General features: G+C 34.6%; 22 protein-coding genes and 1 tRNA gene. 6 read left to right on the top strand and 17 right to left on the bottom strand.

Annotation, left to right across the window (positions count from 1 at the left end; genetic code table 11):
• The first annotated feature begins 62 nt into the window (after positions 1–62).
• On the top strand, positions 63–224 hold the full coding sequence (locus tag HCJ50_RS00985) for a lmo0937 family membrane protein (protein ID WP_185346458.1): 162 nt from the start codon (positions 63–65) through the stop codon (positions 222–224).
• Between the two features lie 47 nt (positions 225–271).
• Here the strand turns inward: HCJ50_RS00985 and nfsA are convergent, their stop codons facing one another.
• The 4 genes from nfsA to HCJ50_RS00965 all read right to left on the bottom strand — a co-directional run bounded on the left by nfsA (position 272) and on the right by HCJ50_RS00965 (position 2,862).
• Positions 272–1,012: an oxygen-insensitive NADPH nitroreductase gene (gene nfsA / locus HCJ50_RS00980; protein WP_185346460.1), complete on the bottom strand. Its 741-nt coding sequence runs from the start codon at positions 1,010–1,012 to the stop codon at positions 272–274.
• A 1-nt stretch (position 1,013) separates the two neighbouring features.
• Positions 1,014–1,535, bottom strand: a complete 522-nt coding sequence (gene trmL / locus HCJ50_RS00975) for a tRNA (uridine(34)/cytosine(34)/5-carboxymethylaminomethyluridine(34)-2'-O)-methyltransferase TrmL (RefSeq protein WP_185346462.1) — start codon at positions 1,533–1,535, stop codon at positions 1,014–1,016.
• A 20-nt stretch (positions 1,536–1,555) separates the two neighbouring features.
• Positions 1,556–2,689, bottom strand: a complete 1,134-nt coding sequence (gene queG, locus HCJ50_RS00970; RefSeq protein ID WP_185346464.1) for a tRNA epoxyqueuosine(34) reductase QueG — start codon at positions 2,687–2,689, stop codon at positions 1,556–1,558.
• Positions 2,690–2,791: 102 nt separating this feature from the next.
• Positions 2,792–2,862, bottom strand: a tRNA-Gly gene (locus HCJ50_RS00965).
• 187 nt (positions 2,863–3,049) lie between these two features.
• Here HCJ50_RS00965 and HCJ50_RS00960 point away from each other — a divergent pair.
• The 3 genes from HCJ50_RS00960 (at position 3,050) to HCJ50_RS00950 (ending at position 6,739) form a co-directional block, all read left to right on the top strand.
• Entirely contained in the window at positions 3,050–5,056 is a 2,007-nt protein-coding gene (locus HCJ50_RS00960) for a glycosyltransferase family 39 protein (RefSeq protein ID WP_185346466.1), read from the top strand.
• A 13-nt stretch (positions 5,057–5,069) separates the two neighbouring features.
• A complete protein-coding gene (locus tag HCJ50_RS00955) occupies positions 5,070–6,011 on the top strand; it encodes a glycosyltransferase family 2 protein (RefSeq protein WP_185346468.1) in 942 nt (313 codons plus the stop codon).
• 122 nt (positions 6,012–6,133) lie between these two features.
• Positions 6,134–6,739: a TVP38/TMEM64 family protein gene (locus tag HCJ50_RS00950; protein WP_185346470.1), complete on the top strand. Its 606-nt coding sequence runs from the start codon at positions 6,134–6,136 to the stop codon at positions 6,737–6,739.
• A gap of 39 nt (positions 6,740–6,778) precedes the next feature.
• Here HCJ50_RS00950 and lplA1 read toward each other — a convergent pair whose 3' ends face one another.
• Together lplA1 and HCJ50_RS00940 are read right to left on the bottom strand one after the other, a co-directional pair.
• Positions 6,779–7,774 carry a lipoate protein ligase LplA1 gene (gene lplA1, locus HCJ50_RS00945; protein ID WP_185346472.1) on the bottom strand — a complete coding sequence of 332 codons (996 nt, stop codon included), beginning with the start codon at positions 7,772–7,774 and terminating at the stop codon, positions 6,779–6,781.
• A 23-nt stretch (positions 7,775–7,797) separates the two neighbouring features.
• Entirely contained in the window at positions 7,798–8,529 is a 732-nt protein-coding gene (locus tag HCJ50_RS00940; RefSeq protein ID WP_185346474.1) for an MBL fold metallo-hydrolase, read from the bottom strand.
• 210 nt (positions 8,530–8,739) lie between these two features.
• On the opposite strand from HCJ50_RS00940, the gene HCJ50_RS15680 reads away from it, so the two are divergent.
• A complete protein-coding gene (locus HCJ50_RS15680) occupies positions 8,740–8,862 on the top strand; it encodes a hypothetical protein (RefSeq protein ID WP_260443038.1) in 123 nt (40 codons plus the stop codon).
• 118 nt (positions 8,863–8,980) lie between these two features.
• Here the strand turns inward: HCJ50_RS15680 and HCJ50_RS00935 are convergent, their stop codons facing one another.
• Together HCJ50_RS00935 and HCJ50_RS00930 are read right to left on the bottom strand one after the other, a co-directional pair.
• The gene (locus tag HCJ50_RS00935; RefSeq protein ID WP_185346476.1) at positions 8,981–9,649 is read right to left on the bottom strand and encodes a class A sortase; all 669 of its coding nucleotides are present in this window, start codon (positions 9,647–9,649) and stop codon (positions 8,981–8,983) included.
• Positions 9,650–9,756: 107 nt separating this feature from the next.
• On the bottom strand, positions 9,757–10,380 hold the full coding sequence (locus HCJ50_RS00930) for a DNA-3-methyladenine glycosylase (protein ID WP_185346478.1): 624 nt from the start codon (positions 10,378–10,380) through the stop codon (positions 9,757–9,759).
• Positions 10,381–10,638: 258 nt separating this feature from the next.
• Here HCJ50_RS00930 and ltaS point away from each other — a divergent pair, with 258 nt between their 5' ends.
• On the top strand, positions 10,639–12,603 hold the full coding sequence (gene ltaS, locus HCJ50_RS00925) for a lipoteichoic acid synthase LtaS (RefSeq protein WP_185346480.1): 1,965 nt from the start codon (positions 10,639–10,641) through the stop codon (positions 12,601–12,603).
• Positions 12,604–12,655: 52 nt separating this feature from the next.
• On the opposite strand, the gene HCJ50_RS00920 is transcribed toward ltaS, so the two are convergent.
• From HCJ50_RS00920 to HCJ50_RS00880, 9 genes are all read right to left on the bottom strand, one after another.
• Positions 12,656–13,075, bottom strand: coding sequence for a VOC family protein (locus HCJ50_RS00920; protein WP_185346482.1), 420 nt, complete (start codon positions 13,073–13,075; stop codon positions 12,656–12,658).
• Between the two features lie 53 nt (positions 13,076–13,128).
• Positions 13,129–13,785 carry a TetR/AcrR family transcriptional regulator gene (locus HCJ50_RS00915; RefSeq protein WP_185346484.1) on the bottom strand — a complete coding sequence of 219 codons (657 nt, stop codon included), beginning with the start codon at positions 13,783–13,785 and terminating at the stop codon, positions 13,129–13,131.
• A gap of 21 nt (positions 13,786–13,806) precedes the next feature.
• Positions 13,807–14,922: an ABC transporter permease gene (locus tag HCJ50_RS00910; protein WP_185346486.1), complete on the bottom strand. Its 1,116-nt coding sequence runs from the start codon at positions 14,920–14,922 to the stop codon at positions 13,807–13,809.
• Positions 14,922–15,644 (bottom strand): ABC transporter ATP-binding protein, encoded by a 723-nt coding sequence (locus tag HCJ50_RS00905; protein ID WP_185346489.1) that lies wholly within the window; start codon positions 15,642–15,644, stop codon positions 14,922–14,924. The genes HCJ50_RS00910 and HCJ50_RS00905 overlap by 1 nt, the downstream gene beginning before the upstream one ends.
• Before the next feature lie 114 nt (positions 15,645–15,758).
• Positions 15,759–16,679 (bottom strand): type I pantothenate kinase, encoded by a 921-nt coding sequence (gene coaA / locus HCJ50_RS00900; protein WP_185346491.1) that lies wholly within the window; start codon positions 16,677–16,679, stop codon positions 15,759–15,761.
• Between the two features lie 89 nt (positions 16,680–16,768).
• Entirely contained in the window at positions 16,769–17,608 is an 840-nt protein-coding gene (locus tag HCJ50_RS00895) for a TIGR03943 family putative permease subunit (protein WP_185346493.1), read from the bottom strand.
• An 18-nt stretch (positions 17,609–17,626) separates the two neighbouring features.
• Complete coding sequence (locus HCJ50_RS00890; protein ID WP_185346495.1) at positions 17,627–18,649, bottom strand: permease; 1,023 nt, start codon at positions 18,647–18,649, stop codon at positions 17,627–17,629.
• A 166-nt stretch (positions 18,650–18,815) separates the two neighbouring features.
• Complete coding sequence (gene abc-f, locus HCJ50_RS00885) at positions 18,816–20,387, bottom strand: ribosomal protection-like ABC-F family protein (protein WP_185346497.1); 1,572 nt, start codon at positions 20,385–20,387, stop codon at positions 18,816–18,818.
• 277 nt (positions 20,388–20,664) lie between these two features.
• Positions 20,665–22,563 (bottom strand): BglG family transcription antiterminator, encoded by a 1,899-nt coding sequence (locus HCJ50_RS00880; RefSeq protein WP_185346499.1) that lies wholly within the window; start codon positions 22,561–22,563, stop codon positions 20,665–20,667.
• Positions 22,564–22,566 lie beyond the last annotated feature (3 nt).

The raw sequence follows: 22,566 nt of genomic DNA, 5'->3' as shown, positions 1-22,566 counted from the left end.
GAATGGCCTTGCGGGAAAAGATAACCGTACAATCAAATGTTATTTCGGAAGAGGTTTTTTAAATGTTAGGCCTTATTTGGGGAATTATTGTTATTTTGGTAGTTGTATGGTTAATTGGAATTATTTTCCATATTGCGGGTGGATTGATTAACATCCTGCTCGTTATTGTTTTAATACTTGTTATTTGGAATTTAATTCAAATGGCTAGAAACAACCGTAAATAAAGAAAGAGAGCGGACTCGCTGTTTTAAACAGCGAGTCCGCTCTCTTTTTATTTTTGGCTTAAATGTTGTTTTTCTAAGAAGGCTTTTAAATCTAGCCGGTTTTTCTGACCTATTCCACGTGCCATTTGTTCAGACCAACTTTCAACACGCTTTCCTGATGTTCTTTTATTATAATACTGTTTTATTTTTTCATCATAGCTTGCCAAAATAGCAAGATCCATTTTTTGATACGTATTTTGATGATAAATCAATTCTTGTGGTAATCGTGGTTTAGCCTTTTCCTGATTTGCCACTGGATAGCCCACTGTTAGCCCAAATAATGGCATAGTATATGGTGGCAAATCGAGTAGTTCCGCCATTTTTTTAACATCATTTCTAATTCCACCAATATAACAAATACCTAGACCAAGCGATTCAGCAGCAATTGCCATATTTTGAGCTGCGAGCGCCGCATCAATGATAGCTACCAACGATTTTTCCGATGTAGATAAAGCTTCTATATCGACTTCTTCTCTTTCCAAAATTGCTTGATGCCTTGCTAAATCAGCTATAAAAATAAATAATTGACCTGTTTGAACCGTATAGGCTTGATTTCCAGCAATTGCCGAAATTTTTTCACGAATTTGTTTATCAGATATACCGATAATTGAATAGGCTTGAACAAAACTAGAAGTGGAAGCAGCTTGTGCACTTTTAATCAGTACCGCCAATTCTTCTTCCGTAAGTGCTTTATCTGCAAATTTCCGAACAGAATAATGTCCAAGGATTGTATCAATTGTTTTATTCACCTTAACTACCCCTTTTATCTTGAAAAATCTTTCTATCATAATTGGGTTCTTGTAGAAGTGCGCCAAAATTTTGCTGACGAAGTGCTTCATAAGCTAAAACTGCTGCTGTATTGGATAAATTTAATGATCGGATATGGTCTGTCATTGGAATTCGCAAACAATTTTCTTCATTTTCTTGTAAAAGAGCATCCGGTAAGCCAGTTGTTTCTTTACCAAAAATAAAAAAATAATCTTTCGTTGTATCACTATAGTCAATATCACTATAAACATGTCGACCAAATTTAGTAATATAGTAAAATTCTCCACCTTGATTTTTTTCAAAAAAGTCATCAATAGAGTCATAATACGTAAGTTTGACATTATCCCAATAATCAAGCCCCGCGCGTTTTAGCATTTTATCATCTGTTGAAAAGCCAAGTGGCCGAATTAAATGTAAAAAAGTATCTGTTCCAGCACAAGTTCTGGAGATATTTCCGGTATTTGCGGGGATTTCTGGTTGATAAAGTACGATATGGTTTGGCATTTCTTTTCACCTGGTTTCTATTAATTTGGTATAGCTGTTAATTCTTGAAGTACTTGTTCATCTTGTTCGATTTGGAGAGCTTCTTCGATGGCTTTTTCTGCCTCATCTCCGCCAATTTTGCGTAATGCCCAGCCTGCAGTTCCTCGGATAACTGGTCGCGGATCATTTTGCAAACAATTTATTAACTCTGGAACAGCCGTTTTATCTTTATAACGTGCTAAAATAATAATCGCATTGCGCTGAATAGGCTTTTTACCACGCCACGAGCCTGCCATCTCACCGAATTGTTCTTTAAATGCTCGGTTAGATATTGTAAGAAGCGGCTTTAATTCAGGTCGAACGAGTTCTGGTACAGGCTCCATTTCTGGATGGAAATGGAAATCATGACCGCGATTATATGGACAAACTACTTGGCAAGTATCACAACCATACAAACGATTATGCAACACTTCGCGATATTTTTCATCTAAGAAGTCTTTTGTTTGTGTAAGATAGCTTAAACATATTTTAGGATTCATTTTCCCCTCGCCAAGAAGAGACCCCGTCGGACAAGCTTTCACACATTGATTACAAGTCGCGCACAGGTCACTTGCAGGTTGATCTGGTTCAAAAGGAATATTGGTTATCATTTCGCCTAAATAGACCCACGAGCCATATTCTGGGGTTATTAATAGCGTATTTTTCCCACGCCAACCAATTCCTGCTCGTTCCGCAACTGCTACATCAGAAAGTTCTCCTGTATCAACCATTGATTTCATTCGAACTTCTGGTAGTCGCTCCGCTAAAAAAGCTTCTAATAAAGCTAATTTTTCTCGTAAAATGGTATGATAATCTATCCCCCATGAAGCTCTTGCAAATACACCACGTCTTCCTGATTTTTTACTTATTGGCGTTTCTTTTAATTTAGAAGGATACGCTAGAGCAATTGCAATAATAGATTGTGGTTCTTTAAAAATAAGTTCTGGATATACACGTTCATCAAGGTTGGGATGCTCAAATCCAGTAAATAAATCTAATGCTTCTGCCATTAGTAATCGTTCTTTTAAAAATAAAAATGGGTCAGCTGTTGTGAAGCCGATTTTTTGAATACCAATTTCATGTGCATAGGCAATTAATTCGTTTTTTAGATTAGCGTAATTTGACTTAGTATCCAAGCTTCAAGCCCCCTCTCATTATTTTCAGACAATAAAATAAACGCAATGCTTCGCTTAAAAAGGTCGAAACACTGCGTTGATAACAGGATTTTTAAAATATAAAGCGGGTGATGGGAATCGAACCCACGACAACAGCTTGGAAGGCTGTAGTTTTACCACTAAACTACACCCGCATAGTAAGTAGTTCTTAGTGTTTTAACAACTTTTATATAATACCATTCTATGGGAGTTTTGACAAGACTTTTTCTAGAATTTCTTTAATTAAATTAAATAGCTATTTTATTTCTATATTTATTCACGTTTTTTTCATATTTCACCTCTAAAATAAGACGTATTATCTTATGGAGAGAAGGGGAAAATATGAGAAAGTGGATTAGAAACTTAGACTTTTATTTTGTCGGGATTATCATTATTGCTATTTTTTTTAATTTTTATGGTATTTGGAATGATGATACTGTAAATCCTTACTATACGGCAGCGGTGACTAGCATGGTACAAAACTTCCATAACTTTTTTTATGGTGCTTTTGATCCAGCAGGTTTTATCACAGTTGATAAGCCACCTGTTGCACTTTGGTTGCAGGCGATTAGTGCTTTGATTTTTGGAGTTCATGGTTGGAGTGTAATCTTGCCTCAAGCACTAGCTGGTGTTGGTTCTGTTATATTACTTTATATTTTAGTTAAGCCAAAATTTGGTGAATGGGCTGCACGGATTACAGCGCTAATTATGGCACTCACTCCTATCGCTGTTGCTGTTACGCGAACAAATAACATGGATGCTATTCTTGTTTTCATTTTATTACTAGCAACTTATTTTCTTTTTAAAGCGGTTTATCAAGCAAAATTTCTTTGGCTTTTGCTTGCCTTTTTGCTCATTGGTGTAGGTTTTAATGTTAAAATGCTTCAAGCCTTTATGGTCGTCCCCGCTTTTGTGTTATTTTACTTTATTGCGGTTAAGTTAAGTTGGAAGAAAAAAGTTATTCAATTATTCGTAGCGCTAGTTTTGATGTTAGGTGTTTCGATTTCGTGGGCAGTTATCGTTGACCAAACTGCTACTTCTGAAAGACCTTATGTTGGAAGCAGTCAAACAAACTCGGTATTAGAACTGGCCTTTGGGTACAATGGTGTAGAACGGCTTCTTGGTCAAGAAACTGGAATGGGAACTACCAATAATAGCCCAGAAGCGCCTCCATCTCAAAATAATATAGGTAGCTCTAATGAATCTATACAAGCTCCTCCAAATGATGGTATGGGCGGCGGAACTCCTCCGACTGGCGGTAACGGAATGGGTGGAAACGTTGGTGGCAATACTGGTTCTAAAATGACTGGTAGTACGGGGATGTTTGGAACAGGAACAGCTGGACCACTTCGCCTATTCCAAACTGCCTTAGGAGACCAGATAAGTTGGTTCTTACCACTTGCTCTTATTGGAATACTAGCAATATTTTTAGCCTATCGAAATGAAAATAAGCGATTCTATCCACTAAGCTTGAAACAAAAAGAGATGATTTTCTGGGCGGCATGGTTGCTTCCAGTTGCAGGATTTTTCAGCATTGCAGGATTTTTCCATCACTATTATTTGATTATGTTAGCTCCACCAATAGCAGTACTTAGTGGAACTGGATTAGTTGCTTTATTCCAACTATATCGCGATAAAACAAACTGGCAGAAATTTCTACTTCCCCTATCAATCGTCTTCACTGGCGCATTGCAAGCATTTTTTATTTTTTCTTATTTACCTCTGCTAGCTATTGTTACTTGTCTTGCGGCTTTAAGTGTAGCCATAATTTTAAGCGGTATCCAACTGCACACAAAGTTAGCTGCAAAAATCACAGCCTTAGCATTAGCTATTTTACTTATAGCACCGTTTTATTGGTCACTAACGCCGATTATTTATGGTGGAAATAGTTCTTTACCAGAAGCTGGTCCTCAGTTAAAACAATCTAGTCATGGCGGGTTTAAGGATGCTTCTGTAGATGAGGGATTGATTAGTTATCTAGAAAAAAATAATAGTGGTGAAACCTATTTATTTGGAACAACAGATGCTACAACAGCTGGACCATATATTATCCAAACGAAAAAAGCAGTTATGGCTCTTGGTGGTTTTAATGGTACAGACCCAACTATTACCGTTAAAGAACTGAAAAAAATGATTAAACATGAAGAAATTAAATATTTTTATCTTCCAACAAATAGTAAATCTTCTGACTCTGATGTGGTAAAATGGATAGAAGAAAATGGTACCAAAATCGCTAGTGATGAATGGAGTAGCTCTACTTCAACTAACGAAAGCACATCAGAGAATTCAGTTAGTGGTATGCCCGGTGCGAATGGCACTGGAGGCGGGACACTTTATCAATTGAAATAAGGATGTGTGTAGTATGAATAAAGATATTGATTTTTCTTGTATAGTTCCTGTTTTTAATGAAAAGGAAGTATTAGTAAAAACTTATCAAAGACTTACTAAAGTGATGCAGTCTCTCGCCGGAACATACGAAATTATTTTTGTAAATGATGGAAGTAAGGATTTAACAAGGAGTATCTTACAAAAATTAAGCAGTAAGGATAATTGCGTTAAGGCGCTTCACTTTTCAAGAAACTTTGGTCACCAAATCGCGATTACGGCAGGAGCAAATTATGCAAGTGGTAAAGCGGTGGTTGTTATTGATGCAGATCTACAAGACCCTCCAGAATTAATTATTCAAATGGTAGAAAAATGGAAGGAAGGTTACCAAGTGGTTTATGCCCAGCGTATCAAACGGAATGGGGAAACTTTCTTTAAAAAACAATCAGCTTCTCTTTTTTACCGTATTTTAAGTAAATTAACAGATATAAATATTCCTGTAGATACTGGTGATTTCCGTCTGATGGATGCGCAAGTTTGCCGAGAATTAGCCAGCCTACATGAAAAAAATCCTTTCGTTCGCGGTCAGGTAAGTTGGCTTGGATTTAAACAAACAGCGATTCATTATGAACGTGATGAACGCGCAGCCGGAGAAACAAAGTATCCTCTCCAAAAAATGATTAAACTTTCCATTGATGGAATTACATCTTTTTCTTATCGTCCTTTAAAACTGGCTAGTTATCTAGGTGTCATTACTGCTTTTATTGGATTTGTATATTCACTCATTGTTCTTTTTCAAAAATTCTTTACAAATACAACATTAACCGGTTGGACTTCTATTATCATTTTACAACTTGTATTTGGTGGTATCATTCTATTTATCCTTGGCTTAATTGGTGAATATATTGGTCGGATATATGATGAAGTAAAGGACCGTCCACTCTATATTATAGAAGAAGAAAATGGTTTTTCTAAATAATGATTGATAAAACTCCTGGCTTAATGCTAGGTTTTTTATCATTTTCAAGTTGTTTTATTAACTATTTATCAAATTAATATGAGAAAATAAAGTAAGCTGTTAGAGAATATGGAGGCTTCTTTATGAATTTTTGGCAGGATATGATGAATTTCTTTTCATATGATAACTTAATGTACTGGCTAAGTGAGTATCGGAATTTAGGACCACTTTTAGCTTTTCTCTTACCATTTATTGAAGCATTTTTACCTTTTTTACCGTTTATTTTATTTGTGGTTGTTAATGTGAATGCTTATGGTCTACTTGGTGGATTTGTGATTTCAGTTACAGCAGCAATAGCCGGTAGCTTATGTGTCTTTTTTCTTGCACGAAAGTTTGGCCAAACACGCTTTCTACGTTTTATTTCAGGGCATAAACAAATCAAGCGCGTGATGGAGTGGATAGATCGGCATGGTTTTAGTCCTATTTTTATTTTGCTAGTGATGCCTTTTACACCTTCTTCTGCGGTTAATATTGTGGCCGGGCTTTCTAAAATAAAAGTTTATCAATTTGTTCTTGCGCTTATTGGCGGAAAAATGGTCAAAGTTTTTGCGATTAGTTATATCGGCTATGATTTTATGGATTTAATTCATCAACCGCTTAAATTAGCTATTTTAATTGTTTCAGTGGTCATTCTTTGGTTTATTGGAAAACGCCTGGAACACTGGATGTCTGGAAAAAATCTAACATAAAAACGGAAAGTACGTGATAAAACCGTACTTTCCGTTTTTTTAATATAGTAAGTCTAAAAATTCGTCTTTTGTTACATTTCCAAAATAGGATTTTATTTCTACATCTGCTAGCGCTTCTTCCAATGCTTCTCGCTTATATGTGGCATGTAGCAATTTTTGTTCGATTTCTGCTACATCTTTAACACCAAAGAAATCTCCAAAAATTTTAATAGCTGTAATTACTCCTTTTTGGACATTTAACCGTATATCTATGGATCCAACTGGAAAACGCTTTGTTCGCTCTAAATCAAATTTTGGTGATTTCCCATAGTTCCAATCCCAGTTTCCGTAACGCTTAGCCGATATTTCTCGGATTTTCTCCCAATCAGCCTCTGTTAGTTTATACTCTTTTACATCTTCCACTTTATCTACACCGAAAATATAAAGAAGCAATAAATCACGAAATTCCTCTGTAGTCATATCTTGGTCCATAAAATCAGAAATATTAGCTACCCGACTGCGAACTGACTTAATTCCTTTTGATTCAATCTTATCTTTTCGTGGTTTTAATGATGCAACGACATTATCAATATTTAGATTGTACATCAGCGTCCCATGAGAGAACATCTTTCCTTTTGTAGCAAACTGGGCATTACCAGAGACTTTAAACCCATCAATTAGTAAATCATTTCTACCTTTTAACTCAGCGTTTACTCCTAGACGTTTTAACGCTTCAACAATTGGTTGTGTGAATTTGGCAAAATTATGGAAAGACTCTCCATCATCCTTAGTAATAAAACTAAAATTCAAATTACCTTCATCATGATAAACTGCCCCACCACCTGAAAGTCTACGAACAACTATTACATCATTTTTTTGAACGTACTCCGTGTCAATTTCTTCTACCGTATTTTGGTTTCTTCCAATGATAATGGACGGTTTGTTAATATAAAATAACAGCACTGGCTCATCTAATTGTAATTCCGTTAAAATAAATTCCTCCACTGCTAAATTAATACGTGGATCTTTTTCATTATTATTATCTACAAAATACATGCCCCTACCCCTTTTCTTCTATATTAAAAAGTTTTAGTAAATCCTTTTGAAGCAAGTGCTATTTCTCCGTTATAAATCGCGGATGCTTCTGCTTTTAACTCTTCCAAATCGCCAACTTCTGGTAAATGACTAAGGAGTAATGATTTTACATTTGCTTCTTTGGCAATTTTCGCCACTTCAATACTTGCCATGTGCACTTTGGTTTTTCCAGCCAGTTCCTGGAAAAAATTTGTATCTGCAACAAGTAAATCAGCATCTTTTGAAAAAGAAATAAAGCTATCTTGGTAAGCACTATCTGCGGTGTATACAAAAACTTTTCCTGCTGCTTCTATACGCATTGCATAGCAAACAACTGGATGAATAGTTTTTAAGAAAGTTACTTTAAAAGGTCCAATTTCTAGCTCGTCATCTTCTTTATACTCTATCGCTTTAGTAACATTTGACATCTCTAAATAAGAATAACCGCGTTCATCCTCTCTATGCCCATAAATAGGAAGAATTGGTGGTTTTTCTTTTTTTTGTGATAATAATCGAATATGCTGTAAAATCCCAACATCTGCTACATGATCTGGATGATAGTGAGAAATTATCGCCGCATCAATATCATCTGGGTCAATATAGTTTTGCATAATAGAAACAGCACTTGCCCCCACATCAATTAATAATTTAAATCCATTTTCCTCTAGCAAGTAGCTGGATGTCCCTTCATTTGCTACTGGATATCCACCCCAATGGCCAAAAACCGTTAGTTTCATCACTGGCACTTCCTTTCTCAAAATAAACCTCTATTCATATGATACAACATTTAGAATGAAAGGAGAAATCATCCAGAAAAAAAGCCACGAACAAAGGATACAAATGCTAAAAACAGGCTAAATCCCTCCTAATTATAATCTTTTATCCATTTTCTAAAACTTCTTCATTTTAATGCTACACTATGGGTATCTTAAAGAAGGAGCTAATATATGTTAAATCAAGCAAAAGAACAAATTCAAAATGTCGGCAATGAATATATGCGCAGACAACTAATGAAATCACTTAATACGATAAAAAATTATGATGAATTCGCAAATCTTATGATGCATTAATAAAAGCAAGTAAGGACAAAAAATAACTAAAAAAATCTTTAAGAAAGTAATCTTATCTTCATTTTATCTGTAAACAAAAACCCCCTAACAGAAACATGATTTCGGTTAGGAGGTTCATTTATTTATTCGGAAAATATTTACTTTCAAGCTCTTTTGTTAGTTTTTCAGTTTTTTGCAATTCGCCAACTGCTACAAATCGTTTTGTAGTTTCTGTAGGTTTATCACAAGTTATCAATGTGATTCTGGCATCTTTTGTTTCATCAATAACGCTAACCTCTGTCTCATCAATTGTTTTTGTTTCCGTTACTTCATATTCATATAAATTTTCTAAATCAGTCAAATAGATTTTGTCGCCCTCTTTAATTTTCATCACCGGACCAAAAAGCATCGATTCATCTCGCATATGGTGTCCAGCAAGCGGATAATTACCTTTCCCCATAACTTGATCAGGGCGCATTGTAGTCGCTCCTGCAAGTAAATTAGCTGTATTTGTACCTTTAAAAACAAGTAAATTTACATCAACAGAAGGAACAGCGATAGATCCAACAACGGCATCTTTATCATAATTCGTTGCACCTTTGACAACAGATGTCATCGATGGAAGTTGCACACTTTCAAAATCGAATGTAGCTTCCTTATCATTATTTTTCTTAATGTCTTCTGGTTGATATTGTTCGATTGTTTCGTGTCCACTTAAATATTTCACAATACCATTTTTAATGAATGGGGAAAAAATCAATAGTAAACCGATAACTAAAATAATTATAGCAATTGTTTTCTTTAACATATAATTCCTCCTTGTAACTATTTTATTATATAGTAGCCATCCTCTTGACGCAAAGAATATTAATAATAATTCAAAAAATATAACGCATCTGTGACAAATTTGTAAATTTATTGCCAAATTTTAGCAGATACAGATTTTTTTCTTTGAGCGGAAATATATGGGCTGCCATTCACAGTAAATCGCAGCGGGTAATATGTTGCAATACCTTTATTTGGTATACCAATTCGATTAGTTGCTTCTATTGAATGTGGTGTTTTCGCTTCTTCCAACCAAATATTGCTATTAAAAAGTGTTTTCCCATAATCTTGCATACTTAATCCTAACGCTTGTGTCATTTTCCCAGGACCATTAGTTAATTCTATACCTGTTTTTCCGTGTCTATTTTGCTCCATTCGCTGTATGGCTAATTCATCTGGTTCGATTGCTCGAATTAAAATAGCTTCTGGAATGCCTTCGTTCATCGTAATAAAATTAAGCAATACTTGCCGGTGCATTTGATACATATAAATCGCACCAGCAGATTGAAACATAATAGCAGTTCGCTTCGTTTTAAGGTTTTGAAAACTGTGTGCTGCCATATCGGTCGCTCCTAAATATGCTTCTGTTTCGACAATATAGCCCGAAAGTATCCCATCGCATGTTAGATGAACTAAACGCAAACCAAGAACATCTCGTGCTAATTCGATCGTTGTTTTATTCTTAAAGAAATCTTTAGAAATAATCGGTTTCATTTTTCACCTCTATGTTTTCTTCTTATTTTAACAGAAATCCATTATAAAATGGCTTTTTACACCTAGTAAAATCAGCCTATTTCAGCTAAATTCATACTTGAGTCGGATATGTTATAACTTGCCTTTTATTAATCTTGTGTTAGAATTATGTTAAAGTGGGTGCTGTATGGTAAGAATTATTTTTTAATATATACAGCTTCTTTTTTCATTCTCAAAAAACAAATAAATTAAGTAAATAGTGTGTAGGAGAGGTGTTTCATGAAGGATTGGAAAATAAAAATCCAAACGTTTTTAAGCAAGAATTATGGATTTTTTGTTCTAGCCGTCATTCTGTATTGGCTAAAAACGTATATTGCATATCAAATGGAATTTAAATTAGGTATTGAAAATCTTATGCAGCAAATTTTGCTGTTTATAAATCCTTTAAGTGGGGCTATATTTTTCCTTGGCCTTGCACTTTTTGCTAAGGGACGTCGTTCGTTTATTTGGATTATCGTTATTGATTTCCTAATGACTTTTATTCTTTACGCGAACATAGTTTACTACAGATTCTTTAGTGATTTTATTACACTTCCGAATCTTAATCCAAAACAAATGCAAAACATGGGTGATATGGGTAGTAGTATCACTGCTTTACTTAGCTGGCACGATATAATTTACTTTGTAGATATTGTGCTATTAATTGCGCTACTTGCTTTCCGCTTTGTAAAACCTGATAAATCCGCTCGTATTCGCGCAAGAAAAGTGGTTGGTGTACTAACTCTTGGTATTGCAATGTTCTTCGCAAACTTAGGATTAGCTGAAATTGATCGTCCACAATTATTAACTAGAACATTCGATAGAAACTATATTGTAAAATATCTTGGTATGACTAACTACCAAATTTATGATGCAGTGAAAAGTACAGAATCATCCACGCAGCGAGCACTTGCTGACAGTAGCGATGTAACTGAAGTACTAAATTACACAAAATCAAAATATGCCGCACCAAACCCAGAATATTATGGTAAGGCAAAAGGCAAAAACGTTATTTATATTCATTTAGAAAGTTTCCAACAATTCTTAGTGAATTATAAATTAAATGGCGAAGAAGTCACACCGTTTATTAACTCTTTCTTTAAAGATCAAAATACACTAAGCTTTACGAACTTCTTCCACCAAACTGGACAAGGTAAGACGGCCGATTCTGAAATGTTGCTTGAGAATTCTCTTTATGGGTTAGCTCAAGGTTCTGCCTTTACTACAAAAGGTCAAAACACATATGAATCAGCATCAGCTATTTTAGGTCAACAAGGTTACACTAGTGCCGTTTTCCACGGTAACTATAAGAGCTTCTGGAATCGTGACGAAATTTATAAACAATTTGGTTATGACCATTTCTTTGATGCTAGTTATTATGATATGAATGAGGCGGATGTTTCTAACTATGGATTAAAAGATAAGCCGTTCTTCCAAGAGTCGGAAGAATACCTGTCTTCCCTACCGCAACCATTCTATACCAAATTTATTACACTAACCAATCACTTCCCTTATCCAATTGATGAGAAGGATGCGACGATTGCTCCAGCGACAACTGGTGATTCATCTGTTGATACTTACTTCCAAACAGCGCATTATCTAGATGAATCCGTGAAAAGCTTTGTTGATTACTTGAAAAAATCCGGACTTTATGATAATTCCGTGATTATTATGTATGGTGATCACTATGGTATTTCTGATAACCATGAAAAAGCAATGACAAAAATTCTTGGTAAAGACTATAACTCTTTTGAAAATGCTCAAGCTCAACGTGTTCCTTTAATGATTCATGTTCCTGGTGTTAAAGGTGGCGTTCAAGAACAATATGGTGGCCAAGTGGATCTGCTACCAACGCTACTCCATTTACTTGGAATTGATAATAAAGAATACTTGCAATTTGGTACAGACTTACTTTCTGAAGATCATAAACAATTAGTTCCTTTCCGAAATGGTGATTATATTACTCCGAATTATTCCATGATTGGTGGTAACATGTATAATCAACAAACAGGTGAACCTATTGCAACAGAGACGCAAGAAATGAAAGACACGAAAGAAAAAGTATCAAAAGAGCTAGAACTTTCTGATTCGGTCTTACAAGGCGATTTATTACGTTTCTATGCTCCTGAAGGATTCAAAAAAGTAGATCCAAGTAAATACAATTACAATAAGAAAAAAACAACTGATTCAGAAGAAAATAAATAAAAATAAGCGAGCCCTGATTATTCGGGACTCGCTTATTTTATCGGGTTACTTTTTATATTCGTTTATTCATCAAGTGCCCTTCTGAAAACTGAACTAAATCCCATAAATTGCCATATAAATCCTTAAATACTGCAACTTCTCCGTATTCTGTCGTTTTCGGCTCTCTTACAAACTCTATCCCTTTTTCTATCATTTCGTTATAATCCCGGTAAAAATCATCTGTTCCTAAAAACAAAAAGACCCTACCACCTGCTTGATTACCGATAAAATCAGTTTGTATTGGTTTAGAAGCTCTCGCAAGTAACATTGTTGTCCCTGTGGAATTAGGTGGCGATACCACGACCCATCTTTTATCTTGTTCTGGTTGATAGGTATCCTCCACTAATTCAAAATTTAACTTTTGTGTATAAAATGCAATAGCTTCATCATAATCTTTAACAACTAAAGCGATATGAACGATGGATTGTTTCACTAATTAACCCCCTTTCCTAAAAAGAATTCATTTTTTATATTTGTGCTTATATTTTACTTTCCCAAGCCATGCATAATATACGTAACAGTATCATCTATTTCTTTTGGATCATCCCAATTAGCTTCTGGCATAACAACAAATCTCGTCAACATAAAACCAACGATATTCGTTATTAAGGCTCGCATAATTGTACTATTTGGCATATCAACTATTTCGCCGCGTTCTTTGTAATAATCAATCATTTGATCAAACTGTCCTTTCACATGAGTCATAAATATTTCGGAAAATTGGACTCTAAGCTCATCATGATAAAACAATTCCATAAAGTAAATTTTAATAACTTTTCCATTTTCTTTGGCAAATTCAAAGCGATTCACAATAATTTCTCGAATGAACGACTGAAAATCTGGATATTCGCTTTCAAAAACTTCTTTAACAAAGCTTTGTGCTAAAAAAGGAATAACGCCTCCAATTAAAGTCGGCATTGTAATAGCCATAAGTAAGTCTTTTTTTGTCTTATAATGCCTAAAAATCGTTCCTTCAGCCACGCCTGCTTTTTTAGCAATTTCGTTCGTCGATGTTCCAGCATAGCCTTTTTCTGCAAAAAGTTCAATTGAAGCCGCGACTATACGACGTTGTTTCTCGCTCATTTTTGTTTCTTTTTCAGTTAAATCAAGCATTTGGCGCAAGATGTCTCCTTCTGCATCCACTTTCTATCGCTTCCTTTCTAATTAAACTTTCCGGTATTTTTTTAACGCAAAAATATTTAATACAACAAACACAAGAACAAAACCAAGTAAAATATAAAAATCTGTCGCAAAGGAAGAAAAACCTTCTCCTTTTACCATGATAGTTGTTAATGCATCTGCTCCGTAATAAAGTGGCATAATGTGAGCAATCCATACTAACCAATCAGCCATTCCATCTAACGGGAAAATCCCACAGAACAATATTTGAGGTACTATTACAATCGGTATAAATTGGACGATTTGAAACTCATTATTCGCAAATGTCGAAAGCAGAATCCCTAGTGCAAGCGAAACCAGACCAAGTGTAAGTGTAATTAATAAAACATGGAATAAAGAACCGTTTTGCATCATGCCGAGTACTTGGATAGAAAATACCGCAACAAGAATAGATTGCAGTAAAGCAAAAATCCCAAATCCAATCAAGTAGCCGAGTTCTAATTCTATTCTTTTGATTGGTGTTGCCATTAATCTTTCCAATGTCCCAGTTGTTCTCTCCCTCAGGAAAGATATACCGGCAATTAGAAATACAAAGAAAAAGACGAAAAATCCTATGAAAATAGGGCTTATAGTATCAAAAAAACTAGTGTCTTTATCTCCGTATACATAATCGGTCGAAATGGTTAATTTTTCAGGTCCACTTGAAAGAGAAGGAATTGTACTTGGATCTATGCCAGCTTTTGCCAACGCTTCTCCGGTTGTTTTCGCCTGACTTTTCACTTGTTGTTGCTGCTCTTGCATTAAAGTTTTTTGTAATTTCAAGCCAATTTCTTTACTAATGGCAGGCTCGCTATTTTCATATGTTACTTTTATTTTCTCACCGTTTTGCTCAAAAAATGCGTCTAAATCAGCATCTTTTATTTTATCACTAGCAGAAGTATTTTCTGGATAGTTTTTAATGGTTAAATCATTTGCTTTAAGTTCTTTTACCATTGAGTCAGAAATACCGCTTACACCTACAACTGGTTTTACCGTATCGCCTTCAAATAAATAGGTTAACAATGTGATTAGCAAGAGCGGTGCAATAAACATTAAAGCGAGTGTACGTTTATCCCGTCGAAATTGGTTAATAATCCGTTTAACAATAGCTAAAATACGCATTAGTTCTCCCCTCCAAATTCTAAAAAGGCATCTTCTAATTTACCAGATTTGGTTTTGCTTGAAAGCTCCTGAGGCGTCCCAATAGCGATTATTTTTCCATTTCTTATCATTGCAAGGCGATCACACTTTTCGGCCTCATCCATCACGTGTGTCGTTACAAGGATACATTTCCCATTTGCCTTAAGATCTCCAAGTTCATCCCAAATACTTTTGCGTAATTCTGGATCAATTCCGACAGTCGGCTCATCTAATATAAGTACATCAGGGTCAGCAAGCACAGAAATAGCAAGTGATAGTCGACGTTTCATTCCACCTGAATAGTTGCTCACTTTTTTCGTTAAATCTGCTTGCAAATTAACTAAATTAGCAGCGTAATTCATTCTCTCTTTCTTTGTATTTCCTTTAATTGAATAAAGTGAAGCGAAAAAATCGAGATTTTCTTTAGCTGTTAAATCTGTATATAGCGCATCTGATTGTGCCATATAACCAATTTTACTAATGACAGGTAGACTTGGCATCACCTTATTTAATACTTCTGTTTGTCCTGTTGTAGCTTTTTCCATACCAATAATTGTTTTTACTAGCGTTGTCTTTCCAGCACCGGATGGACCAATTAAGCCAAAAATTTCACCTTTTTTGATTTCAAGTGACATATTAGATAGAATTTGCTTTTTACCAATTTGAACATCTAGGTTGGTCACTTTAATTGCTATTTCTGTCATTATTTCCCCTCCTTCAAAATGAGTGATTACTCACTTTGTATTATACGTACTTTTTTGAAAAAGTAAAGGAAAAACCGAATGTAGTTAGAAGTTTTCCTCTAATACTACATTCGGTTATTTTCGTAAATATATATCGGAAATAAGGTGATCTGCGCCCTTGTGAAGGACTAAATCCGCACGATACTTTGTTTTTTCGATATTTTCTTTTAGGTTGACTCCATTGATGGTATCCCAAACATCTAGCGCAAAATTTTCCGCTTCTTTTTGGTCAATTTTTGTATAGGGATGGAAATAAGAACTTTCATCTTGAAAAGCCGTTTCACGAAGCATAAAGAAACGCTCTAAATACCATTTCTTAATGTCTTCTTCATCTGCATCCATATAAACCGAGAAATCAAAAAAATCACTTGGAAATAGACTTTCATGTTGATCCGCTTGTAAAACATTAATCCCTTCGATAATCACAATATCTGGATTATGTAATGTTCTTGTCTCTTCTAACACATCATAGGTAAAATGCGAATAAAGTGGTACCTCAACGTCCTCTTTATTGGCTTTTAAATCGGTTAAAAAACAAGAAAAACGCTCACGATCATAACTTTCTGGAAATCCTTTTTTATTCATAATTCCTTGTTGTTCTAAAACTTTATTAGGATATAAAAAACCATCTGTTGTGACTAATTCTACTTGTCTTGTTTTAGAAAACCAGCGATCTAGCATTAATTTAAAAACACGTGCTGTTGTACTTTTACCAACAGCAACACTTCCTGCTAGTGCAATGATAAAAGGTGCGCGCGATTCTTTTTTCTTTAAGTATTCCATTTTTTCGCCGTGAATAAAAATGGCTTCATGATATTGAATTGCAATCAATTTAATGAGCGGTAAATAAATTTCAGAGATATCTTGTAATGAAATTCGATCGTTTAAACCACGAATTTCTTCCAATTCCTCCGCAGTTAAAATTTGGTCTTTACTCACTTCCAGCTTGCGCCATTCTTCTCTTTGGAAATGAAAGTAGTGCTTATAATCATTCATTTGCATGTCCATCCTTTTATTCATTCGTGAATACGTAAACAGCCTTATATAAGAATAACGCAAGCTGATTAAATCCGCAAGTAGCGATTTTAATATTTACGGTAGACATAAACGGATTTTGGTTTACCGATTTCTTTGAAAGATGACACATCCACTGATGGGATAGTCATTTTGAAAGGTGCATAGTACTCCTGCGTAATCGTCCCTTTAACAGAAAGCCAAGTATCGTTTGGGTAGCTAGTTTTTTCTGGCATTTGAACTAGCATTCCAAACACACCTGAATCTGCTACACAGTGAATAATCCCAAAACGGAATAAAAATAGTTTATTGTCTTTCGTTACATCATCATTATATACAAAGCCAGTAAATTCAATTTCTTTACCTGCAAATTCTCCAGGATAATTGTATAAAATTTCCATTGTCATTAAATAATTACTGTCTGTTACTTTTATAGGATTTTGATTGATAATACTCGCTTTTTCTTTTTCCATCATTTTTTCATAATCGGTTTGACCAAAGTAACCACTTGTATCGGGACGTAAAAATTGATTTTGAGCATAGGGATCATCCCCCGCCTCATTATTTTTTGGAAAATGAAAGCCTTTTGCGGAAACAATCGTTGAATCAAGCGTCGCAACTGGAAACATAAATCCAGCAATTAAAGCGTAGGAAAGTAGCCCATAAACAAGTATTTTTTTCCAAATCGTATTTTCACCTTCATGGGTATGCCCTAAATGTTCTGTTTTTGTGCCAATATCTTCATCTCGAAACACCATAATCAATTGAACGAGTGCAAGTAAAAAAGCAGCAATCATCGCAGAAAACGATAAGTAAGAATACTTCATATTGATATATTTACTAATATCACCCGAAATATGTAGCTGCATTAAATAAAATCCAAAGCCAAATAATATAAAAACGCGAAACATCTACTCACCTTCTTTCGTTTAAATAACCAAAGCATATAAAAAGACAACAATCGTAACACTAGAAACAATTAATAAGACAAATTTCGTTTTAAAAGCACCTAACATCATCATTAAATTTTTAATATCAAGCATTGGTCCAAATACTAAAAAGGCAACGATAGATTGAGTTGAGAAAACACTGCGAAATGATGCAGCGATAAATGCATCTGCCTCTGAACATAGCGAGAGTACAAATGCGAGTACCATCATTAATAGAATAGAAAGTATCGGACCATGACCAATGGATACTAGTGTAGATGTTTTTATATACGTTTGCATTGCGGCCGCTAACAGTGCACCAAATACTAAATATTTTCCAACTGAGAAGAATTCATCTACTGCATGTTGTACTGTATGCCACACTTTTTGGCTAACTGACATTTCTTCATGAACATGTTCTTCGCCGTGATGATGGTGGTGATGCATATGGCTAGTATCTGCTTCTAAAGCTTGAAAATGTGTTGTAGTGATTTCAGTTGGTGCTCCAGCAGTAGCTATATTTCCGGAAGATACTGCAACCTTCTCACTGGCTGTTTCATATTTTAAAAAGCGCTCTTTTAGTCCAGTTCCTTTATAAAAATAAGCAATAATATTTCCAACTACTAAAGCAACAACAAGGCTGCCGACAACGCGTAATATTGGAACTTCCCAGCTACTGCCAAATGCAACATAGGTTGAAAATAACACAACAGGGTTAATAATTGGTGCTGTGAGCATAAAAGCAATTCCCGCATGAAGCGGCACTCCTTTTGCTAATAAATTACGTACAATCGGGACAATCCCACATTCACAAGACGGAAAAAGAACACCAATTAATGAACCAACAATAACTGCTAGAAATTTATTTTTAGGGATAACACGTGCAATAAACTTTTCTGAAATAAACATTTGAATAAATCCGGCAATAAACACTCCAATAAGCACAAATGGTAATGCTTCAATTAAAATTGAGATAAAAATCGTGTTCATTTGTAGGAATGAATCCGGAAGATGACTAAACATGGGATTCCTTCTTTCTTTGCTCTTTTAATAACTATTTGATTCTAAGCCTATCTTTTAAAGAAATCAAGCATAAAGGAAAGTTCCCATTAACTAATTATTACTCGGTTTTCGTTCCATTTACCAAATGATTCATTATAACTATTTATTAAATGCCAAAAAAAGCCATTCAATTGAATAGCTTTCTTTTGGCGATAACTTCTTGATAATCTTTTTCTAGTAGGGTTTTCTCTTCGGCTTTTAAATTAGGCTGCATTAGCTTCCCGGCGATTTCTGACATTCGCATTTCAAGAATAAGCTTGTCCTCTTCTGTGACATCGCTAGGTGCTTTACTAGCTTCGTATTCTGCAAAACTCATTCGGTAAAAGTTCATCTTGCCAGCTTCAATCACTAGAAGCTGTTCTGCTACATGCTCTATAAATGTCCTATCATGTGAAACAAAAAGAACTGTCCCAGTGAAATTTTGAATAAATATCTCCAATGCTTCCATCGCAAAAATGTCCAAATAATTTGTTGGTTCGTCAAGAATGAGAAAATTAGCATCACTTACAAGCAGCATACTAAGAAGCAGCTTCACTCGTTCCCCACCCGATAATAGCCTTACTTCTTTTTGCCAATCCGCTTCTTTAAAGTGCATACTCCCAAGCACTTCTTTTGTAATTTGTTTGTTTTGAACGCTCATTTCAGTAATATTTTCTAAAAGTGATTTTGTTAAATCTAAGCCTTTTAATTCTTGGTCAAAATAGGCAATCTTTGCTTGATTATTACTTACTAGTTTAGGATTTTCTTGAATAATTTCTCTTAGAAAAGTTGTTTTACCACTTGCATTGTCACCAATTAGCGCTACTTTATCGCCTGCCTTTATAGAAAAAGCAGTTGTTGTAAATAGTTGCTTTCCAGCTATTTCATATGTGGCTTCTGCGGCACTTAAAACGGTATTTCCTTTTTTGATAATACGACTTTCTGGAGTTGCGATTTTTATTGGTTTGGTTTTATGTGGTTTTTCAACATTTCCAAGACGTTCAATTCGTTTATCGAGCGCTTTTATGGTGCTATGTTGTTTTTTCTGTTGTGTTCCTTTTCCTGCTTTAAAGGCACTTGCTTCTTTTGCATTCAGTCGTTTTCCGGGTTTTACAATTCGCCCAGCTTCAACTTCATGATAGGTTTGCGAGGCTTCTAGTTGTTTCTTTTTATTTTTAAATTCTTTGTATGCCATTTCTGCTTGATTTTCTTGTTGTTTCCTTTGCTCTAAATAAGCATGATAATTGCCTTTATATACCTGGATTTTTTGATTTTTAATTTCCCATATTTCAGTACAAAGGCTATCTAAAAAGGCGCGGTCATGGGAGATGATAATTAATGCTCCATGAAAGACTTCCCATTGTCGTTCTAAATGTTTTACGCTTTCCACATCCAAGTTACTGGTTGGTTCGTCTGCCAGTAGAACACTAGGATTTTGACGCATTGCCTGTTGAATGGCTTTTCTTGTTTTTTCACCGCCGCTTTTTGTGCTTTTTTCGGTTGGTAATTGTTTAATATAGGCGAGTCTTCCTTGAACAGTTACTTCTCCAGCAACTGGTTCTTTAACACCTGCGATTACTTCCATAAGAGTGGTTTTACCAAGTCCGTTATGACCGATAATACCTATTCTTGCTTTACGATTTACAAGCAGATGTGGAATATTGACTAGCTCTCGATCTGCTACTTCTATTTTTAATTGATTAATTTCGATTATAGACATAAAAAATAACCTCCTGAAAATTTCAGAGAGGAATCCGCAAAATACACCAAAAAAACTATTGGCTGTGTTATCATGCAAAATGAACATACGAATCCCGTCCGAAAAAAATAGTTTCTATCTCCTATTGGTGATAGCTTTCTTCATTTTTTCATATAGTGCAGGATTAGAATTTCATTGGCTTAAGATAACACTCCTTTTCGTTTGATAGTTTCATTATAGCCTACTTTAATTAATTCTTCAATAGAAAAAAGCCATGCTATAAAAACACGGCTCTTCACTATTCATTTTCTTCAATCATCATTTTTAACTTTTGAACAAACTCCTCAAAGCTCTCTGCCATGGATAATCTTTTAGCATTAATCTGTTCGGAGACAATTTCAACAAATTTCTCAAAAAAATCATTAAATTCATTAGCATCTTTTTTACTGATAGCAACGAGGGCTATTAATTTTACCTCTACTTCATTCCAAAAAATCGGTTCTTGAAGGGTCATAATTGAAACACCACTTCTCTTGGCATCATTTTCGATAGAGTGCGGAATTGCGATACCTGAAGGAAAACTAGTTGGTGCCATTTGTTCGCGCTTTTCTACTTTTTCATGGAAATCTTTATTCACAAAGGCTCGTTTTTCCATTTTAGTTGCCATTTGAAGTCTAATTTTTACCGGGGTCAGCTCGGAAGGATCTATTTGGTTGGAATAAAGTGATTTATCGATATAACGGTCGATTTGCTTGGCTAATTGATTATTTTCCAGAATTCGTCGCTTCGTGTGAATTCTACTAGTGATTTTTTTAATGTCTTTATTTGTTAGCAATGGATGAATAAAAATAGACCCTGCTTTTTCTAAAGCGATATCTCGATTCGTTGTAAGTAATATATCTAAATCTTTTGCGGCTACTTCTTTTTTAATAACTTTAATTTCTGCTTCTTTTTCAAATAGTTCATGTAATTTATTGACCATATTCATTCGTAAATCATGATAATCATCTGCCAGTAATCCGATTTTTAATTTAACATGATCCCGATTTTGACTTTCTAAAAAGGAACCAATATGTAAGGCGATAAAGGAAATCTCATCTTCATTAAAGTCAATATCCAATTTTTCTTGTAGTACCGATGAAATATACACAGCAATATCAAAAGTGACTGGGTAGGAAGTTTTGATGTCTAACAAACTTAAATTTCTTGTATAGGTTTTATAACGAGCTCGGTAATATAAACTTTGGATATGAATAGCTAATTTAATAAAAAGCTGTTCATTTTGTAAATCAATTAAGTAGGTTTCCCAAACATTGGTAAGGGCTATTTCTAAAGCACGAATAATTTTGCTATCAACAAATTTTTCTAGTTCTGCTTGATTGGCATTGGCTGATTTTTCATTTTGTAATCCCACGTAAAGTAGCGCTAATTGTTTGATTTCTTCTTCAGAAAAATCTAGTTGGTATTCTTCGGAAATTATTCCAGCGATTTTCTTTGATATTTGATATTCTTTTGATGCTTTTTTTATTAGCGCACTTTTGGTTTCAATGAGTGTATTTCCTTGCTGAATGCGCACCATACTAATTGCATAATGTAAAACTATATTCATCATAGAGTACTGATTTGTTGTAATGGATTCCTTAGCTAGCACTTCTCCGACAATATTTTGTAGTTTATCAATAGAAATAGCTCCAATCATTTCTTGAATATGCCCTTTGATGCTTTCCTTGTAGCCACCTTCTTCATATAATAAGGAAATCATATATTTTCGTTTGGCGCGTTCTTTCCCAAGCAGTTTAATTCTATTTTTACTAATAACGATTTGAACATCTACATCTTTAAGTTCTTTTTTTAATTGCTGGATGTCTTTTTTTAAAGTAACTTCTGAAATATATAAAATATCAGCGAGATCAAATAAATCAACGCCTTTGGTTGAATTTTTAATTAGTTGTAGTAATAATAGCGATTTTCGCTCTGTTGAGTCATTTTCCACTGGTAATTCTAATTTTACATTTTCATTTAGCTGGTAGCCTTGTTGATTCGATTTAATTAAATCTGGTTTTGCTTCATTTATTTTAACAACTTTCAAACGAATCGTCCGTGTCGTGCATTCACAAAAATCTGCTAACTCATTTGAGGTAACCCACTTATTTGTATGTTTAGACAAATAAGCTAGTATTTCTTTTTGCGTATCCATTTT

The organism is Listeria immobilis (genome assembly GCF_014322765.1).
GTDB classification, from domain to species: Bacteria; Bacillota; Bacilli; order Lactobacillales; family Listeriaceae; genus Listeria; species Listeria immobilis.
Note: the sequence above shows the minus strand (reverse complement) of the source record. Positions and strands in the feature narration are given on the sequence as shown.